19 protein-coding genes are annotated in these 15,442 nt (G+C 72.9%); 8 read left to right on the top strand and 11 right to left on the bottom strand.

Annotation, left to right across the window (positions count from 1 at the left end):
• Positions 1 to 7 precede the first annotated feature (7 nt).
• Entirely contained in the window at positions 8 to 679 is a 672-nt protein-coding gene (locus tag ACFVS6_RS20350; protein ID WP_389705535.1) for a DUF4097 family beta strand repeat-containing protein, read from the bottom strand.
• 230 nt (positions 680 to 909) lie between these two features.
• On the opposite strand from ACFVS6_RS20350, the gene ACFVS6_RS20345 reads away from it, so the two are divergent.
• A complete protein-coding gene (locus tag ACFVS6_RS20345) occupies positions 910 to 1,638 on the top strand; it encodes a helix-turn-helix domain-containing protein (RefSeq protein ID WP_389705534.1) in 729 nt (242 codons plus the stop codon).
• A 212-nt stretch (positions 1,639 to 1,850) separates the two neighbouring features.
• Complete coding sequence (locus tag ACFVS6_RS20340) at positions 1,851 to 2,300, top strand: hypothetical protein (protein WP_389705533.1); 450 nt, start codon at positions 1,851 to 1,853, stop codon at positions 2,298 to 2,300.
• A gap of 201 nt (positions 2,301 to 2,501) precedes the next feature.
• Here the strand turns inward: ACFVS6_RS20340 and ACFVS6_RS20335 are convergent, their stop codons facing one another.
• From ACFVS6_RS20335 to ACFVS6_RS20325, 3 genes are all read right to left on the bottom strand, one after another.
• On the bottom strand, positions 2,502 to 3,017 hold the full coding sequence (locus tag ACFVS6_RS20335) for an SRPBCC family protein (protein WP_389705531.1): 516 nt from the start codon (positions 3,015 to 3,017) through the stop codon (positions 2,502 to 2,504).
• 96 nt (positions 3,018 to 3,113) lie between these two features.
• Complete coding sequence (locus tag ACFVS6_RS20330) at positions 3,114 to 3,497, bottom strand: VOC family protein (RefSeq protein WP_389705529.1); 384 nt, start codon at positions 3,495 to 3,497, stop codon at positions 3,114 to 3,116.
• 46 nt (positions 3,498 to 3,543) lie between these two features.
• Positions 3,544 to 4,197, bottom strand: a complete 654-nt coding sequence (locus tag ACFVS6_RS20325; RefSeq protein WP_389705527.1) for a GAP family protein — start codon at positions 4,195 to 4,197, stop codon at positions 3,544 to 3,546.
• A gap of 148 nt (positions 4,198 to 4,345) precedes the next feature.
• Between ACFVS6_RS20325 and ACFVS6_RS20320 the strand changes: the two genes are divergently transcribed.
• From ACFVS6_RS20320 to ppk2, 3 genes are all read left to right on the top strand, one after another.
• Positions 4,346 to 4,507, top strand: a complete 162-nt coding sequence (locus tag ACFVS6_RS20320; protein ID WP_389705459.1) for a hydrophobic protein — start codon at positions 4,346 to 4,348, stop codon at positions 4,505 to 4,507.
• Positions 4,508 to 4,777: 270 nt separating this feature from the next.
• Complete coding sequence (locus ACFVS6_RS20315) at positions 4,778 to 5,131, top strand: PRC-barrel domain-containing protein (RefSeq protein ID WP_389705525.1); 354 nt, start codon at positions 4,778 to 4,780, stop codon at positions 5,129 to 5,131.
• A 115-nt stretch (positions 5,132 to 5,246) separates the two neighbouring features.
• Positions 5,247 to 6,254, top strand: coding sequence for a polyphosphate kinase 2 (gene ppk2, locus ACFVS6_RS20310; RefSeq protein WP_389705523.1), 1,008 nt, complete (start codon positions 5,247 to 5,249; stop codon positions 6,252 to 6,254).
• Here ppk2 and ACFVS6_RS20305 read toward each other — a convergent pair.
• Positions 6,223 to 6,795 (bottom strand): TetR/AcrR family transcriptional regulator, encoded by a 573-nt coding sequence (locus ACFVS6_RS20305; RefSeq protein WP_389705521.1) that lies wholly within the window; start codon positions 6,793 to 6,795, stop codon positions 6,223 to 6,225. The two genes, ppk2 and ACFVS6_RS20305, sit on opposite strands and share 32 nt — an antisense overlap.
• Before the next feature lie 141 nt (positions 6,796 to 6,936).
• On the opposite strand from ACFVS6_RS20305, the gene ACFVS6_RS20300 reads away from it, so the two are divergent.
• Positions 6,937 to 7,728: an SDR family NAD(P)-dependent oxidoreductase gene (locus ACFVS6_RS20300; protein WP_389705520.1), complete on the top strand. Its 792-nt coding sequence runs from the start codon at positions 6,937 to 6,939 to the stop codon at positions 7,726 to 7,728.
• 446 nt (positions 7,729 to 8,174) lie between these two features.
• Positions 8,175 to 10,088 carry a HEAT repeat domain-containing protein gene (locus tag ACFVS6_RS20295; RefSeq protein ID WP_389705518.1) on the top strand — a complete coding sequence of 638 codons (1,914 nt, stop codon included), beginning with the start codon at positions 8,175 to 8,177 and terminating at the stop codon, positions 10,086 to 10,088.
• Between the two features lie 88 nt (positions 10,089 to 10,176).
• On the opposite strand, the gene ACFVS6_RS20290 is transcribed toward ACFVS6_RS20295, so the two are convergent.
• From ACFVS6_RS20290 to ACFVS6_RS20280, 3 genes are read right to left on the bottom strand one after another with little or no spacing between them, the layout of a single operon-like run.
• A complete protein-coding gene (locus tag ACFVS6_RS20290) occupies positions 10,177 to 11,049 on the bottom strand; it encodes a haloalkane dehalogenase (protein WP_389705517.1) in 873 nt (290 codons plus the stop codon).
• Between the two features lie 7 nt (positions 11,050 to 11,056).
• A complete protein-coding gene (locus ACFVS6_RS20285) occupies positions 11,057 to 11,497 on the bottom strand; it encodes a pyridoxamine 5'-phosphate oxidase family protein (RefSeq protein WP_389705515.1) in 441 nt (146 codons plus the stop codon).
• Positions 11,494 to 12,186: an NAD(P)-dependent oxidoreductase gene (locus ACFVS6_RS20280; protein WP_389705513.1), complete on the bottom strand. Its 693-nt coding sequence runs from the start codon at positions 12,184 to 12,186 to the stop codon at positions 11,494 to 11,496. Before ACFVS6_RS20280 ends, ACFVS6_RS20285 begins: the two co-directional genes overlap by 4 nt.
• A 75-nt stretch (positions 12,187 to 12,261) precedes the next feature.
• On the opposite strand from ACFVS6_RS20280, the gene ACFVS6_RS20275 reads away from it, so the two are divergent.
• Positions 12,262 to 12,951: a TetR/AcrR family transcriptional regulator gene (locus ACFVS6_RS20275; protein WP_389705511.1), complete on the top strand. Its 690-nt coding sequence runs from the start codon at positions 12,262 to 12,264 to the stop codon at positions 12,949 to 12,951.
• 39 nt (positions 12,952 to 12,990) lie between these two features.
• On the opposite strand, the gene ACFVS6_RS20270 is transcribed toward ACFVS6_RS20275, so the two are convergent.
• From ACFVS6_RS20270 to ACFVS6_RS20260, 3 genes are all read right to left on the bottom strand, one after another.
• Positions 12,991 to 13,674: a hypothetical protein gene (locus ACFVS6_RS20270; RefSeq protein WP_389705509.1), complete on the bottom strand. Its 684-nt coding sequence runs from the start codon at positions 13,672 to 13,674 to the stop codon at positions 12,991 to 12,993.
• Complete coding sequence (locus tag ACFVS6_RS20265) at positions 13,671 to 14,915, bottom strand: 2-isopropylmalate synthase (RefSeq protein ID WP_389705508.1); 1,245 nt, start codon at positions 14,913 to 14,915, stop codon at positions 13,671 to 13,673. The genes ACFVS6_RS20270 and ACFVS6_RS20265 overlap by 4 nt, the downstream gene beginning before the upstream one ends.
• A 245-nt stretch (positions 14,916 to 15,160) precedes the next feature.
• Entirely contained in the window at positions 15,161 to 15,349 is a 189-nt protein-coding gene (locus ACFVS6_RS20260) for a DUF6381 family protein (RefSeq protein WP_389705506.1), read from the bottom strand.
• Positions 15,350 to 15,442: the final 93 nt, after the last annotated feature.

Genomic DNA, 15,442 nt, shown 5'->3' with positions numbered 1-15,442 from the left:
GGGCTCGTCAGTGGCTGCGGGCGGTGATGTCGCCGTAGGCGGTGGTGGCGTGGATGGTGAGGGTGGCGGTGGGGCCGTCGGCGTTGTTGAGGCTGTTGTGGATGCGGCCGTGGAGGGTGCCGGCATCGAGGATGGCGGAGGTGCCGCGGGCGGCGCCGATGGTGATGTCACCCTGTTCGGTGCGCAGGGTGACGGTGCCGCGGGTGGCCTCGGTGATGCTGAGGTCGCCCTTCTGCGTCTTGATGTCGCCGGGTCCGCCGAGGCGGCCGATGGTGACGTCGCCGGCCTGGAGGGTGAGCCGGGCGGCGTTGGTCTCGTCGAGCTTGACGGCGGCCCGCGCGGCTTCGAGGGTGACGTCGCCGAGGCGTCCGACACCGCGGAACTCGGCGTCGGCGATGGTGGCCTCGACGCGGGAACCGGCGGGGAGTTGGACGGTGACCTCGACGGATCCGGGGTTGCCGAGGACGCGGTTCCTGGCGGGGGCGGCGGCGATCCGCAGGACGCCGTCGCGGTAGTCGACGCTGATCTGTTCGGCGGCCTTGGTGTCGCGCGCCTTGGCCGGGTCGGCGGGCAGGACCTCGACGGTGGTGTCGGGGCGGTCGGCGGCGATGAGCCGGACGCGTCCGGCGGGGATGTCGAGGATGGCTGCGACCGGGGCGGGGGTGTCGAACTTCTGCACGGTGATCTCCTTGGGCTCGTTGTTTCCGATGATGGAAACATTAAGTTGCGTTCATGGAATGGGCAACATGTTCGTTGCATCGAGCCAGTATTTTTGCAGCTCAGAGTGTCAATTTCGTTGCAATGCCCTACCGATTAACGCAACGAGCCGGTTCGTTGTGTTGCAATGAACTGAGAGTGAACGCTTTACTGGTGGCCCCATCGACCTCATCGACCCCGAAGGAGCCCGTGATGTCGGGAGGCAGGCTCACCCTCGGGGAACGCCACCGGATCGCCCTGGGTATCGCCGAGGGCCTCGCCTACGCCGAGATCGCCCGGGGTCTAGGCCGGCCGACCTCGACCGTTTCCCGCGAGGTGCTCCGCAACGGAGGTTCCACCGCCTACCGCGCCGACGTGGCCCACCGGGCCACCGAACGCCGCGCCCGCCGACGCGGGCGGCTCCCGCACCGTGGGGTGCGGGAGCAGTCGCCCCAGGGGCGCGACGCCGAAGCGGTGCGCGAGTACGAGGAGCTGTTCGCCGCCGCGCTCATGCGATCCGGCCTGCCCGTGATGCCGGCCCGTGCGCTGGCCGGCCTCCACACCACCGACGGGGGCCTCACCGCGGCCGAACTGGTGCGACGCCTCGGGGCCGGCCCCGCCCCGGTCTCCCGGGCGGTCGCTTTCCTCGAAGGTCAGGGCCTCGTCCGCCGAGAACGCGGCGCACGCGGCCGCCGGCGCTACGTCGTCGACGACGACGTCCTCCACCGGTCGATGACGGCCGCCGCCCGCGCCGCCGCCGACCTCGCCGCCACGGCACGACAGGGCGCCGGAGTCCTCGGCCCCCGCACCCCGGCCGCCGCCCGCCTCGAAAACATCGCCCGCTGCGCCGACTTCGTCGCCGGGACCCTCACCTGCGCCGCGGCTCTCCACTCCGGGCAACCCCCGGCCGACACCGTCCGAACCGACGGCGGGGCCCCGTGAGGGCGCCGCCCCCCGGCCCCGTGACGGACGCCAAGGGCCGCCCCTCGTCACGGCCCCCGTTACGGAAGCCGAAAGGGAATCCGTCGGGCGCGTCGCGCGGGCCCGACTGCCGCCCGTACGCGTACGACGGGCCGGCGGTGCTTCCCGTCGGCCTGCGCGGGTAGCCGACGGACGACAGCACACGGCACACGGCAGTGGGAAGAGGAGCAGCAGTGATCACTCAGGACCAGCTCACGGGCATGGCCGGATGCGCGGCGCACACGGACCAGGGGCAGCGACTGGGACAGGTGGAGTACGTCCTGGTGGACGACACCACCGGGAGGCCCGAATGGGCGAGGATCATCGACCGGGCTTCGGGGCTGGGCGGTGTGTTCGTCCCGTTGCGGAAGGCGGAGTGGAAGGACGGGTGCCTGGTGGTGCCCTATCCGGTGACGCTGATCGAGCAGGCTCCCTGTGCGGCGCTGGACTGCGGGAGCGTGCTCTCCGTGTCGGAGGAGGAGCAGCTGTACGGGCACTACGGAGTGCGTGCCGCACGCGACGAGGTCAACGCCGAGGGCGCTGCCGGGTGGGCGGTGATGGACCGGGCGCAGGTCATGCGCGAGGGCACGACCGGCCAGGAGCACGCGGTTTCCCGCCTGCGGCCGGTGCAGCCGGGGCGATGAGTCGTGCCCCCGCCGCCCGGAGTCGCGGGGCGGACGGGAGTTCGGCGACGGGCCCCGGGGGGCGCGACGGCGTACGAAGGGCCCCGCGGCGGCGTACGGCGGGTCACACGGAGGGGCTCCCGAGGGGAGCCCATGTCCCGACCCCGACCCCGACCCCGCGCCCGCCCCGGTTCGCGACGACGGCGCCGGCCCGCGGGAGGGTCACCCCTCGGCGGCGGCCGGTTGCTCCAGGACGCGCTTGAGGTTGCGCAGGGTCGTGCGGATGTTCCGCCGCTGGAAGTCGGCGAAGGTGTGCCCCTTCGTGGCGATCCGGTCGAAGGCGTGGGCCACGAAGTCGGGCCACGAGCGGCGGTCGTCCGTCCACGTCTCGGTGACCCGGGTGCCCTCCGGGACGGGCTCGAACCGGTACTCCCAGGTGGCGATGGGGCCGCGTACGCGCGGCTGCCGGACACCGATCGCGTGCACCCGGAACCGGAACAGCCGGCCCTCCTCGACCGCCGTCACGGTGCACCGGGTGGTCCACCGGAAGGCGCCGCGCTTGTTGCGACCGTCGAACACCATGCCCACGCGCGCCTGCGCGGCGCCCCCGTGGACGGTTGCACCGAGGTTCTCCGGGCTCCAGTCCCCCATGCGGGCGGGGTCGGAGACCTTCCGGTAGACATCGGCGGGCTCGGCAAGGACGACGATGCTGTCGGACACCGTGAACGTACGAGGCATGGGACTCCCCTCTCGGCTGCCGACGCTACCCTCGGACGCCCCACCTGGCTACCCCGCGGTAACTTCGGCGGGGCGGGTCGGGCCGGTGCGCGCGGATCAAAGGTCCGCGGCGGCCCTCTCGGACGCGCTGCGCAGCACGCAGAACTCGTTTCCCTCGGGATCCGCGAGGACCGCCCAGCCCGAACCGTCGGGATCGCGGCGATCGGCGACCAGGGTGGCACCGAGGCCCAGCAACCGTTCCACCTCCAGGTCGCGGGAGGTCTCGGGGCGCAGGCACAGATGGATCCGGTTCTTGACCGTCTTGGCCTCGGGCACCCGGTTGAAGTACAGCACCGGGCCCTGTGCCGGAGTCAGCTGGGTCTCCATGGCACCCGGTTCGTCATCCGGATCCGGCGGACAGCCCGTCACACCGCTCCAGAACCGCGCCAGCCCATAGGGATCCGCACAGTCGATCGCCACGTTCTGCACCACCGAAACCATGCGCGCGAGTCTTGCCGATCCCGACGCCGGACGCCAACGCCGTACGTCAGATCCCGGCGGCGCCCTCCACGATCAGGAGCACGCCGATCACGGCCATGACCACTGCCGTCACGGCGGCGTTGTGGGTCTCCAACCAGGTCCTCGTCCGCCCCAACGGGGCGAGGGCCCGCTCACCGAGGACGACGTGCAGGAGCAGGGGGAGCGCGACGGTCGCGACGGCGATCGCGGTGAACACCGCGACGGCGGTGGCGGCGCGGGCGGTGCCCAACTCGGCCGCGCCGATGGTCAATCCGGCCGCGACGGCCAACAGCAGGGACTTGGGGTTGGCGGTCGAGAGCAGCAGGCCCAACCGCAGTCCCTTGGCCGGGGTGGCGGCGGTGAGGGCCCGCATCCACGCCGGGGTGTCCTTGTCGGCGCCGGAGCGCCACTGCCGGACGGCCAACAGGACGAGCGCCACGCCGAGGACGGCCTTGGTCCAGGACGCCCAGGTGGGCGTCTCCTCCTGGCGTTCGACGACCGAGGCGAGGGCCGTGCTCGCGACCGTCACCGCGAGGATCCCCGCCGTCCAGCCGGCGAGGAAGGCGCCGGCCGCCGCCCGCGGCCGCGGCGCGAAGAGCAGCAGGATCGCGGGCAGGACGGGGAAGGGGGACAGCGCGATGCCCAGCGCGAGCGGTGTCACCTCGGCGAGTACGACGCCCATGGGGCGGCCACCTTCCTCCAGGACCCGGCTGCGCAATCTACCGTTCGGGCCGAGCGCCCGCGGATCTCCCGCGCCGATGAAAAACACGAAAACCTCGCATGCATGATCGAGGACGGCGGGGGCATTCGAAGCCTCGGAGGTAATAACCATGATTCCCCTGCTTCTTGTTCTTCTGCTCGCCCTGATCCTCTTCGGCGCCGGTTTCGCGGTGAAGATCCTTTGGTGGGTCGCCATCGCCGTTCTCGTGCTGTGGCTGGTCGGGTTCGTCGCCCGCCCCAAGGGCGGCAGCGGTCGATGGTACCGCTGGTAGACACGCCGCTGTTCTGCGGCGATGCGCTGTGGGGCCCGCCCCGGTCGAGGGGACGGGCCCCACGCTCATGTGTGATCGCTCCCGGCCGCTCCCGGCCGCTCCCGGCCGTTCCCGCCGGCTCCCGGCCGGCCGGGCGATACCGGAAAGGTCCATCGGATTTCCGGGTGTGAAGTGAATTCGCCGGGGCAGGCGACTTTTCGTGAGGTTGCCCGTCCCACCCGAATTTCGGGGGACGGGCGCTGATTCTCAGCTTATTGGAGGGGATTTCGTATGACCGAGAACGTATGGGGTTACCGCGAAACGTCCGGCCGTCTGACCGATGTCGACCTGACGGGTTACAAGGTGGAGGCCGCCGACGGCTCCATCGGCAAGGTCGACAAGCATTCGGACGAGGTCGGCTCCGCCTACATCGTGGTCGACACCGGCCCGTGGATCTTCGGCAAGGAAGTCCTCCTCCCGGCCGGCACGGTGACCCGTATCGATCCGGGCGAGGAGAAGGTCTACGTCGACCGCACGAAGGAGCAGATCAAGAACGCTCCCGAGTTCGAGAAGGACAAGCACCTCGGCGACGCGGACTACCACCGGCAGGTCGGCGGCTACTACGACGGCCCCCGCGGCATCTGAGCGTCCGCGCCGGACGCGGAGGGCGGCAGCAGTCCCCGCAGGGCGGGGCGGCAACCACACGGTTGCCGCCCCGCCCTCCGCGCTTCTTCCCCGCATCGTCGGGTAGGCGCGCGGAGTGGAAGAAGAAGCGGTGGAACCGGGCGAGAACCTGCTTGCGGGGTTGAGCGTCGACGCGAGCAGGCCGGAGCAACCCGTCCTGCTGGACGCCGGAGGGGCGCCCATCCGGACCTGGCAGGAGAACTACCCGTACCCGCGGAAGGTGCGGCGCGCCGAGTACGAACGGGACAAGCGCATCCTGCAGATCGAACTGCTGAAGCTGCAACGCTGGGTGCGCGAGACGGGCGCCCGGGTGCTGGTCCTCTGCGAGGGACGGGACGCCGCGGGCAAGGGCGGCACCATCCAACGCTTCACCGAACGCCTCAACCCCCGCGGGGCCCGCATCGTCGCCCTGGACAAGCCGACCGAGCGGGAAGCCGGACAGTGGTACTTCCAACGCTACGTCGCGCACCTGCCGGGCCCGGGGGAGATCGTCTTCTTCGACCGGTCCTGGTACAACCGCGCCGGCGTCGAGAAGGTGATGGGCTTCTGCACGGACGACGAGTACGACCTCTTCCTGAGGCAGTGCCCGGCCTTCGAGACGATGCTGGTCGACGACGGGATCCTGCTCGTCAAGTTCTGGTTCTCGGTCTCCAGGGCCGAACAGCGCACCCGCTTCGCGATCCGGCAGGTGGACCCCGTCCGCCAGTGGAAACTGTCGCCCACCGACCTGGCCTCCCTCGACCTGTGGGACGCCTACACGCGGGCCAAGGTCACGATGTTCCGTGCCACCGACACCGAGGCCGCGCCCTGGGCAGTGGTCAAGAGCAACGACAAGCGGCGCGGACGGCTGGCGGCGATGCGCAGCCTGCTGTGGCGCGTCGACTACGACAACAAGGACGCGGACGCCATAGGCCGGCCCGACCCGCTGATCGTCGGGGCCGCCGACACGCTCCTCGAACAGGGTGAGGAACCCACCGCACTGTCCCCCACGCCCCTGACCGGCCTGCCCACCGGACCGGGCCAGCACCCCGAACCCGACCCGCCCGAGGGGTCTACGGGGCCTGCGTCGGAGCGAACCTCGTGAGGATCAGCAGGGCGTCGACGAGTTCCTCCGCGGGTGCCCCGGTCGCCAGCCGACGCAGTTGCTGGCCGAAGACCAGGGCGACGGTAACGCCCGCCAGACGTTCGGGGTCCGGCACGCCGAGGTGCGTCAGGATCCGGGTGGCCAGCAGGTCGTAGGCGGCGAAGCACTCGGTCGCGGCGGCACGCAACCGCTCGTCGCGACCCGCCTGTACGTACAGCTCGAAGGGTGCGATGTGGCGGCTGTCGAAGACGTTGCCGCCCGCGACCCGAGCCACCACCTCGGCCGCCTGCCCGATGTCGAAGCGCTCGTCGGAACACTCGTCTGCGAGCGCCGTGAAGTGCCGGGTCTCCTCCGCCACGAAGTGCAGCAGGCTCTCGCGCAACAGCTCGTGCTGGGTGGCGAAGTGGTAGGTGACCGACCCGAGCGAGACCCCGGCCTCCTTGGCGATCCGCCGGTTGCTGACGGCGGCGATGCCGTCCTGCCCGATGATCCGCAGCACGGCGTCGATGATGCTCTGGCGGGTCTCGGAAGCATGGGACATGTCGACATCCTGCCCCATCGACCATCACGATCACCCTTGCGGGTGGGGAGAGTTGGAGCGCCACGCGGTGTGGACAGCCGGCGGGACGATCCCTACTGTTCGTTCGAACGAACAGTTGAGGGCAGCCGTACGGGAGTCATCATGGACATATCCGGATCGAACGTTCTGCTCACCGGGGCCACCGGAGGCCTCGGCACCGACATGGCGGTGCGGCTGGCGGCGCGAGGAGCCCGCCTCACGCTCACCGGGCGTCGGGAGGAGGCCCTCAAGACCACCGCCGACGCCTGCGGCGCCCGCACCGTGGTCGCCGACCTGGGCCTCCGGTCCGACGTCCGCCGGCTCGCGGAAACCTGCGCCGCGACCGACATCCTCGTCGCGAACGCCGCCCTGCCCGCCAGCGGCGACCTCCTCGACTACACCGAGGAACAACTCGACCGTGCCCTCGACGTCAACCTGCGCGCGCCCGTACTGCTCGCCCGACTGCTCGCGGAGCACATGGTGGCCCGCGGGCGGGGACACATCGTCCTGGTCGGTTCCATCTCCGGCAAGGCGGCGACCCGATCGACCTCCCTGTACAACGCCACGAAGTTCGGGCTGCGCGGCTTCGCCCTCGCCCTGCGCCAGGACCTCAGGGGCACCGGGGTCGGCGTGTCCATCGTCCAGCCCGGCTTCGTCCGCGAGGCGGGCATGTTCGCGGACACGGGCGCCACCCCGCCGAGCGGCATCAGGACGGTGACGCCCCGACAGGTCACCGACGCCGTCGTACGGGCCGTCCAACGCGACCGCTGCGAGATCAACGTGGCCCCGCTGGAACTGCGCCTGCTCAGCGCCATCGCCGGCCAGTTCCCCGGGTTCGCCGAACGCGTCCAGGCCCGGACGGACATCGACGGCTCCGTACACCGCATGGTCGAGGCCCAACGCTCGTACCGCTAGGGCGTCTCGTTCACGCGACGCGCACGGACGGTGCCATGCACCACCGCTTCCGCGTGCGCGACGGTACGTGGACGGTCTGGGGGCGGCCTCCGGGCCATGGCGGACACGTACGTGGTGCCGTCGGGGGAGGGTGGTGACGCGGCACTGTCCCGCGGGGAGGGGGTCGCGTCCCTTCGAGCCGGTGACCTGCGCGAACGGTGTCCAGGAACCGTTCGGCTCGCGAAGGTCGTGCCGGAGGGCGGCCGTCGAGGCCGACCGCCACGACCTGGGCGGATCCGTCGAGCATGCCGGTGCTCGCCAAGGCGCCGGCCATCAGCGCCGGCTGACGGACCCGCGCACGGGCGGCGCCATGAACGATGGGACCGTGCCGCCCCGGACGGCCCTAGGATTCCCCTCATCACATCATCGGCCTTTCGTACGGCCCGATTCGAGAAGAAGTCGCCTGGATGTCCCAGGAAACCACCACCACACCGGACCCTGTCACGTGGTCAGAGCTCGACCATTTCCGCGGCTCGGCCGAGAACATCCCCGACGTACTCGCCGCCTGCACCGACCCGGCGCGGTCGAAACGCGCCCTCGCCGAACTGTGGGACTGCCTCCAGCACCAGGGCAGCACGCTGGTCTCCGCCGCCCCGCCGGTGCTGCCCGTCCTGCTGGACTGGGCGCACGACCCCGCCCGTGACCTACGGCTACCCGCGCTCAGCCTCATCGGCAAGCTGGCCAGGGACGGGCGCACGTCGCGCCCGCCGTTCGTCGCCGCGCCCTGGTTCCCGGCATGGGAACGCGCCACGCCCCGGCTACTGGCACTGCTGGCCGATCCGGATCCCGAGGTACGGCGCATGGTCCCCTTCCCGCTCGCCCAAGCCGTCGCCGGCGCCGCCGACGTCCTCCCCGCGCTCCACGCGCGTTGGAAGGTGGAGCCCGATAAGAGCGCAGCCGTCGGACTCGTCTTCGCCGCCGGCCAGCTTCTGCGGCACACCCCGGTGGCGTGGCCGCCCGAGGTGATCGACTGGCTCACGTCCCTCCCCGCGCACCCCGACCCGGACCAACGGTTCGCCGGCGTCCTCGCTCTGCGCCGCAGCGGACTCGGTGGCCGGGACCCCCGCCACCTCGAGGAGGTCGCCGCCTACATCGGCGCCGCCCGCACCGAGACGTGGCAGCGTTCCTGGGCCGGTCCGGGTCGGGCCGAGTGGCTGCCCACCCGGATCGACCGGCTGCTCGGCGACGACCACGAAGGACGCACCCGCCTCGCGGCCACGTTGCTGGAGCGGGGCGACGGCAACGCCCTCCCCGTGGCCGCCGAGTTGATGAGCCGGTGGCGCTCGCCCGTGCGCACCCTCCTGCCCCTGGTCGCGGCCCGGCTGTCCGACCCGGCCGCACGGTACCGCCGCCGGGCCGTCTCCGTGCTCGCGGGCGCCGGCCGGCGCGCCGAGCCCTGGGCCGACGAACTCGTCGCGGCCTGTGCGGACGAGGAGCGCCATGTGGCGCCGTCAGCCCTGCACGCACTGGTGCGGATCGGGGATCCGCGCGCCGTCCCCCTGGCGGCCGACCGGCTGCGCCGCCCCTTCCACGGGCTGAGGACCGCCACGGGCCACGGCGCGACGCACATGCCTTCGCTCGGCGACGTGCTGAACCCGCTGCGTCCGTTCGCCGCCGACCTGCTGCCCGCCCTTCGGGACCGACTGCGCACGGCGCCGACCCTCGATGAACGGCGGGGCCTGCTGAGGGTGCTGGCGCACTGGGGGGACTCGGCGGCGCCCGCCACCGGGGACCTAGTGGCCCTGCTCGATACGGACGCACGGCCGTGGGCGCTCGACGCCCTGGTGGCCATCGGGACGCCGCAGGCCCGGGCGGCGGCCCTGCCGGTGGTCGAGGCCTCGCTGGGAGGACCGGACCGGCGTGCACCCGAACGCCACTGGCGGCTCACCGGGGATCCGACAGCCCTACTGGCACCCGGGGCGGAGCGTCCGAGCCCGGAGCTGCTGGCAGAACTGGGCCCGGCTGCCGCTTCCCTGGCCGCGGCGATCCGGGACGCGCCGCAAGTCGTTCGGTTGGGCTGGGGCCTCGTCCGGTCCCGGTATGCGCTGTGGCGGATTACCGCCGATCCGGCCGACGCCCGGGAGGTCGTCGCGGTCGCGGGGAGGACACTCCGGGAGGAACGCGTCATCGGAGCCGAAGGAATTCGGTCGCTGGAGGACCTGGCGACGCTGGGACCGGTGGCCCGGCCGCTGGTGCCCGTACTGCACTCCGTGCTCACCGCCGATGTTCGGCCGGTACAGCCGGGGCAGTGGGGCAGCGTGCCCGAGGACGACGCCCTGTGCGAGGCCGTCCGGACCCTGCTGACGGCCGCCGAGGGGTAGGCCGTCTCGTTCGGGATCCCGCCGGGAACGGCGACGAGGATCCGGGCGGCGTGCCCGTGCCGGCGCCCGTAGCCCGACCGCCCGCCGCCTACCGGTGCGTCAGGCCGTGGCGGGTGGCCCAGGTGTCGATCGCCGCGGCCAGCTCCTGGGGGCGGTCCTCCGGCGAGTGGTGGCCGGCTGCGCCGTGCCGGGACACCTCCAATCCCGCGATGTTCTCCTCGCACCACGCCACCGTCCCCGCGTCCGTCATGGCGCCCGGACCCGGCTCGAACGCGGCCAGCAGCTTGGGCACGTGGGGGCTGGCCGCCAGCCATGCGTCGTAGCGCTCGACGCGGGCCACGACGTCGGCGGGCTCGCCGTCCAACGGCATCATGCGTGTCCACGCCAGTACCGGACGACGGCTGCGCGGGGTCGGGAACGGACGGCGGTACACATCGAGGTCGACGGGGTCGAGCGCGGTGGCGAGCGTGTCCGGGAGCCCCTCGATGAACAGCGAGTCCTCCAGGACCATCTCCTCGCCGACCCCGGGGGTCCGCAGCAGGGTGAACAACTCCCGGCCCGCGGCCGGGAACTCGTCACCCACCAGCGGTTTGACGATCGTCTCGGTGAAGGCGAGGCCGCGCACCGTGCCCGGCAGTCGGGCGGCCCGGTCGAAGGCGAGCGCGCCGCCCCAGTCGTGCCCGACGAGGACGGCCTCGGTGAGGCCGAGGGCGTCGAACCAGGCGTCGAGGTGGCGGGCGTGGTCGTCGAAGGAGTAGGCGAGGTCGGGCTTGCCCGAGTCACCCATGCCGATGAGGTCGGGAGCCAGCAGCCGACGGCCCGGCCGCGCCACCCCCGGCAGGACGTTGCGCCACAGGTGGGAGGAGGTGGGGTTGCCGTGGAGGAAGACGAACGGCAGCCCGTCGGGATCACCGGACTCGCGGTGGTGGACGGTGGAACCGAGGACGGCAACGGTGGGCATCGCGGTGTCACTTCGCTCTCTGCACGGAGGGTCGGGGGTCGGGGTTCAGCACGCGGTCCACGGCGATCTCGATGACGACCAGGTCCGGCGGGTCGGGCGGGGCCACCCGGTAGCGGGCGGTGTACCGGCGCACCGCCTCGGCCACGCGCACGGGGTCGTCGGTCACGGCCGCCCGGCCTTCGAGGGTGACCCAGCGGAAGCCGTCCGCCCGACACAGCGACGCACGGGCCGCCGGCCCGACCGCCGGACCACCCGCCGCCACGTTCCGGGCCTTGCGGGCACCCGCCCGGGTGGTCACCCGGACCAGCCCGGCGGCCTCGTCGAAGGTGAAACGGACCGGGGTGAGGTGCGCGGTGCCGTCCGGGCGGAGGGTGGCGAGGGTGGCCGTGCCGGGACGGGCCAGGAACGCCCTCGTGGAGGACGGGAGCTCGAAGGGCGCACGGCTCACTTCTTCTTCACTCCCTCGTTCAGGATCAGCTTGGCGATGTTCGGTTTCACGTCCGTGGTGATGACCCCCATCGCCTTGCGGACGTACCGCCGCTCCTCCAGCTCCCGCAGCATGGCGGCGGCGAGGTCGGAGCGGGCGGTGAAGACGCCGTCCGCACTGGTCTCGGCCGTGCGGTAGTCGGTGACCACGGGGTGCTCGAAGAGGCCCGACGGCCGGACGAGGGTCCAGTCGAGTTCCGTCCCCCTGATCACGTCCTCCATGCGGCGCATGTCCGCGTGGAGCGTGCGGCCCAGACGCCGGTTCACCAGCGGATCGAGCACGTGGTTGAAGAAGTGCGCGCCGGTGGGCCGCCAGTGCGGGTCGGCGATGCTGGAGCTGACGACCAGGAGCCGCTCGACGCCGTGGCGGACCATCGCCCCGGTGATCGCGGCGGCGCTCGCCGAATACGTGGTGATGACCTCCGAGCTGAAGCGGGCGCCCAGCGCGGAGAGGACGGCGTCCGCCTTGCCGATCGCGGCGTCCACGGCCACCGGATCGGTGGCGTCGGCGACGGCCACGGAGAGCCCCGGACGTTCGGCCAGGGAGCCCGGGCGGCGGGTCACGGCGACGACCTCGTGGCCGGCGGCGAGCGCCTGATCGGTGAGCCGGCGGCCGGTGGGTCCGTTGGCGCCGAAGACTGTGATGCGCATGGTGTGGGTTCGTCCTTCGTGTGGTGGTCGGAACGCCCTTGACTGTGCCGATCACGAAACGCAGGCTCAACGCCGATGAATAACGCCGCGCCCGCCCCCACCGCCCCCACCGCCCCCGCCGCCCCCGCCCGCCCCCGAACCCGGGGCCGCCCCCGCGGCAATCCGCCGACCCGCGAGTCCATCGTCCCGGTGGCCCGCGCGCTGTTCCTGGAGCACGGCTACCGGCGCACCACCCTGCGTGCCGTGGCCACGGCCGCAGGCGTGGATCCCGCCCTGATCGCCTACCACTTCGGCTCGAAGAAGGGCCTCTTCGCCGACGTGATGCAGTTCCAGTGCGCCACCGCGCTGACGGTCGACGACGTCCTCGGCGGCGACCCGGCCACCCTCCCCGGCCGGCTGATCGACGCGGTCACGGACCTGTGGGAGGACGCCGACTTCCGCCGACTCACCGGGCAGGGGGACGAGGCCGCCGAAGCGATCCGCGAATACCTGGAACACGAGCTGCTGGCCCGCCTCGTTGAATTTCTCGGCGGCCGGAACGCGACCGCCCGCGCCACGGCCGTCGTGACGATCCTCGGGGGCCTGATCTACACCCGCTACGTCAACCCCCTCCCGACCCCCTCCGCCCTCACCCCCGCCGAGGCCCGCCACGCCCTCACCCCGGCGCTGCGCGCGGCCCTGGCCCCCGGGCCGCGCACGACGGCGTCCGGCGGAACGGCCCGGCGGGGCCCCACGAACGCCGGCCGGCCCGCCGTCCGGCCCTGATCCGGACCCTGCCGGCCGGGGCGCCGGGCCGGCCGCCGGTTACCGCGAGGGGCCGTACGCGGTCCGCAGGTGGTCCACGTAGGCGGCGACGTCCGCGTACGGCCGGTCCTGCGCACCGGATCGGTGCGCTTCCACGCGTCCGTCGGGGTGCATGCGGATCGTGGTCGTCGCCGCGCGGGGCGGGGCGTCCGCGGCGTCCGGGGTCGTTCCGGGCAGGGCGACCGCGTCGAGTACGGGAACGTCGTCGGGGAACACGGCACGGGCCCGGGCCGCGGTGGCCGCCGGGGGATGGCCCGTCCGGTTGGCGCTGCTGACGTACAGGACCGGATGCGCGTCCAGAACGGACCGGAGGGGGCCCCAGCGGGCCCCGAAGAGCAGCGTCCAGCCCTCGTGGCAGGCCGGGGCCAGCCAGTTCGGCGGCGTGTGCTCCCGGAGCAGCGGGACCAGCAACGTCACGCGTTCGTCGGACAGCAACCGACGGGCCGTGCCGGCGGCCCGCGGCGACAGGTCCAGTGCGCGCAGGACGAGGTCGGTGGTGTGCGGATGATGGGTCCACAGCGCGACCGGTTGCCCGTCGGGGCGGCCCTTGGCCCGGTTGACCGCGTACGGGGTGGTGGCGGCGACGACGTACGTCAGGGGCGCGGCATTGGGCAGCACAACGGCCCCGCCCCGCGCGAGGTGGGCGCGCGCGGTGTGCACGCCGTCGGCCGGGGGAGCGGTCACCGCGTGCTCCGGGCCGGGGGGACGGCCAGGGTGGAGAGGTAGTCGGCGAACTCGTCGTCGTCGACCACGGCGTGCCCCCGGTCGTAGGCCCGCGACTTCACCCACGTCGCCGCCGTACGCGTCCGGTCGGGGTCGAGGTGGTGGCCGAGCCGCTCGGCGACGGCACGGATCACGCGGGCGCTGGCCAGGTGCGTGAGGACCACCCGCGGTTCGATGCCGAGCAGTTCGCGCGGATCGTACGGCTCGAACAGGCGGGGATGGACGAACGGGGTGCCCGTGGAAATGGTGCCGACCCCGTCCCCGACGATCGGGGTGGTCACACCGAGCGGCGCACCGGTCTCCGCGGCCACCATGCGGGCGATGCCCGGCAGCGACGTCAGGTCGGGTGCGGTCCACCACGCGTCGCGGTCGTCGCCGAGGAGCGCGCGGGTGCGGTCGGGCCGGTAGGCGAGCAGGAACAGCAACTGCTCGGTGGCGACCATGCCGCTGCGTTCGGCGATGCCCAGCCAGGACGACGAGTGCACGCGGATCCCCGCGCGCAGGGCCTGGAGGGTGTTGGCCAGGGCGAGACCGAGGTCGTTGTGGAGGTGCGAGGCGAGGACCACGTCGGCACCCGCGCCGCGGCGCACGGCGGTGAACATGGCCGCGGCGTCCTCGGGCAACTGGTCGCCGACCGTGTCCGCCAGCACCACCACCCCGGCACCGGCCTCCGTCAGCCGCGCGGCGTGCTCGCCGGTCAGCCCGTGGTCGGCGCGGGACGCGTCGGCCAGGCACACGTCGACGGCCACGGTGTCGTCGACGTCCAGGGCCTGCGCGACCAGCGCGGCGCCGCCGGCCAGGGCCTGTTCGGCGGTGCCATGGGTCATCACCCCCGCCATGGCCTCCGAGGCGGGCACGACCACCATGATCCGGGCGTTGGCGGTGCCCCGGACCGAGGCCAGGGCCTGCCGCACGTCGGGGGCGGTGCCCCGACAGACCGCGGACACGCTCACGGTGCCCTCGGCCTCCACCGCCACCCGTCTGACCGCTTCGAACTCCTGCGGACACACCGCGGGGAACCCGGCGGCGAACACCACGTGCCGAGGTCCGTCCCCGCCGAAGATCCCGCCCTGGGCGCGGGCCAGACGCACCCGGAAGTCCGGCGTCATCAGCGTCTTCGCCTGGGCCCCGTCGCGCGGCGACTCCTCCCACAGCACGACCCGCCCCGCCCGCGCGGACGCGCGCACCACATCGACCCCCACCGCCACACCCTCCGCTCACCCGCCCAGGACGGCCGAAGCCGGCACGCTCCGGAGAACGATCAACCGGGACGGGGCCCTTCCGCAGGAATGGCGAACCGATTCACCCGTACGGGTCGTATCCCGGACGGGCGGAGGCACGGATGCGCGGACGGGCGGAGGTACGGAGGGGCGGGCCGGGGCGGTGCCGGGGCGGCGGTGCGGGGGCGGGGCCGGGGGTACCGCCGGCCCGCGCCGGTCCCGAGGCGCTACATCGGGTCCATGGTGCCGCTGCCCCTGCCGTTCACCTCTTCGCTCAACTGACGGATGTGCAGGGCCTTCTCCGTCAGCCGCCGCTTCTCCGCCGGGTCGCCGGCGTGCTGGGCCGCCTGTTCGAGCTCCTCGGCCTTGTCGCGCATCTCCCGCGTCCGCTTGCTCGGCTGACTGTCGTTGTTCATGGCCAGTTCCTTCCCTCGGGGGAGTGCGTGCGGACGCTTCCATCCAAACCAGCGGAGCGGCGTGCCGCCACCGCACGGACGCGGCGACCCACC

This window comes from Streptomyces sp. NPDC057939, assembly GCF_042887545.1.
In the GTDB taxonomy this organism is placed as follows: Bacteria; Actinomycetota; Actinomycetes; order Streptomycetales; family Streptomycetaceae; genus Streptomyces.
Note: the sequence above shows the minus strand (reverse complement) of the source record. Positions and strands in the feature narration are given on the sequence as shown.

Bases quoted from the DNA above. Each gene is read 5' to 3' on its own strand.
- ACFVS6_RS20345 (WP_389705534.1), top strand. From the start codon at position 910: ATGTCGGGAGGCAGGCTCACCCTCGGGGAACGCCACCGGATCGCCCTG.
- ACFVS6_RS20335 (WP_389705531.1), bottom strand. From the start codon at position 3,017: ATGCCTCGTACGTTCACGGTGTCCGACAGCATCGTCGTCCTTGCCGAG.
- ACFVS6_RS20330 (WP_389705529.1), bottom strand. From the start codon at position 3,497: ATGGTTTCGGTGGTGCAGAACGTGGCGATCGACTGTGCGGATCCCTAT.
- ACFVS6_RS20325 (WP_389705527.1), bottom strand. From the start codon at position 4,197: ATGGGCGTCGTACTCGCCGAGGTGACACCGCTCGCGCTGGGCATCGCG.
- ACFVS6_RS20320 (WP_389705459.1), top strand. From the start codon at position 4,346: ATGATTCCCCTGCTTCTTGTTCTTCTGCTCGCCCTGATCCTCTTCGGC.
- ACFVS6_RS20315 (WP_389705525.1), top strand. From the start codon at position 4,778: ATGACCGAGAACGTATGGGGTTACCGCGAAACGTCCGGCCGTCTGACC.
- ACFVS6_RS20305 (WP_389705521.1), bottom strand. From the start codon at position 6,795: ATGTCCCATGCTTCCGAGACCCGCCAGAGCATCATCGACGCCGTGCTG.
- ACFVS6_RS20300 (WP_389705520.1), top strand. From the start codon at position 6,937: ATGGACATATCCGGATCGAACGTTCTGCTCACCGGGGCCACCGGAGGC.
- ACFVS6_RS20295 (WP_389705518.1), top strand. From the start codon at position 8,175: ATGTCCCAGGAAACCACCACCACACCGGACCCTGTCACGTGGTCAGAG.
- ACFVS6_RS20290 (WP_389705517.1), bottom strand. From the start codon at position 11,049: ATGCCCACCGTTGCCGTCCTCGGTTCCACCGTCCACCACCGCGAGTCC.
- ACFVS6_RS20280 (WP_389705513.1), bottom strand. From the start codon at position 12,186: ATGCGCATCACAGTCTTCGGCGCCAACGGACCCACCGGCCGCCGGCTC.
- ACFVS6_RS20275 (WP_389705511.1), top strand. From the start codon at position 12,262: ATGAATAACGCCGCGCCCGCCCCCACCGCCCCCACCGCCCCCGCCGCC.
- ACFVS6_RS20260 (WP_389705506.1), bottom strand. From the start codon at position 15,349: ATGAACAACGACAGTCAGCCGAGCAAGCGGACGCGGGAGATGCGCGAC.